This is a genomic window from Cysteiniphilum litorale (genome assembly GCF_003428165.1).
GTDB classification, from domain to species: Bacteria; Pseudomonadota; Gammaproteobacteria; order Francisellales; family Francisellaceae; genus Caedibacter; species Caedibacter litoralis.
Window position 1 is genome coordinate 1 of the sequence record NZ_QLIQ01000169.1, and the last position, 682, is coordinate 682.

1 protein-coding gene is annotated in these 682 nt (G+C 39.7%); it reads right to left on the minus strand.

The genetic code is table 11. The annotated features are described in order from the left end of the window. Positions 1-50 precede the first annotated feature (50 nt). Positions 51-395: a hypothetical protein gene (locus DNJ75_RS15875; protein WP_117004214.1), complete on the minus strand. Its 345-nt coding sequence runs from the start codon at positions 393-395 to the stop codon at positions 51-53. Positions 396-682: the final 287 nt, after the last annotated feature.

The window sequence follows — 682 nt, forward strand, 5'->3', positions numbered from 1 at the left end:
AAATCAAAAGACAACCGAGAACACTGGTTTACCTTAGCATACTGGTATCTTTAACATGAGGAGCCGTGTACGGATCCGTACGCACGGTTCTGTGGGCAGTCGGGGCTAACCGCCCCACTGACCCGATCAGATTGCTCAAGCTTAAAGTTTTTACTGTTACGACGATTGCTGTTCTCAACAACATGATGCAACCATTGTTCATATTCAGATAATGTCTTAAAATCTTTACTTCCACGCACCATAAGCTCTTGTTTAATACGGTTTTTGAGGTGACCATGTGATGACTCAACAGAGCCGTTCTCATGACTGACCCCTTTATTATTTCTTGTTGGATTCATGCCATAATAGGCACAGAGTTCTTTACCCAAGTTGGTAAATTTTTGATTACAAAGCATTCAAATCAAACTTTTTTTGCAATTTGATACCACTCAAACCCTTATTCCTACGTTCATTTTATGTCAAAATCACTTTTGTAGTGCCATAATATATATGTTTGCTATTGCTTATGCTTGCAAACTCTGATAGAGTCAATTCAATACAAAATACCGCTGCATAATTTATGTACATACGCAAAACAAAAACACGCACCATCGCTGATGTCACCTACTACAGCTATCGTTTAGTTGAAACGATGCGCATGGCAAGCGGCAAGGTGCGCCAAATTACACTCTTAAATCTAGGC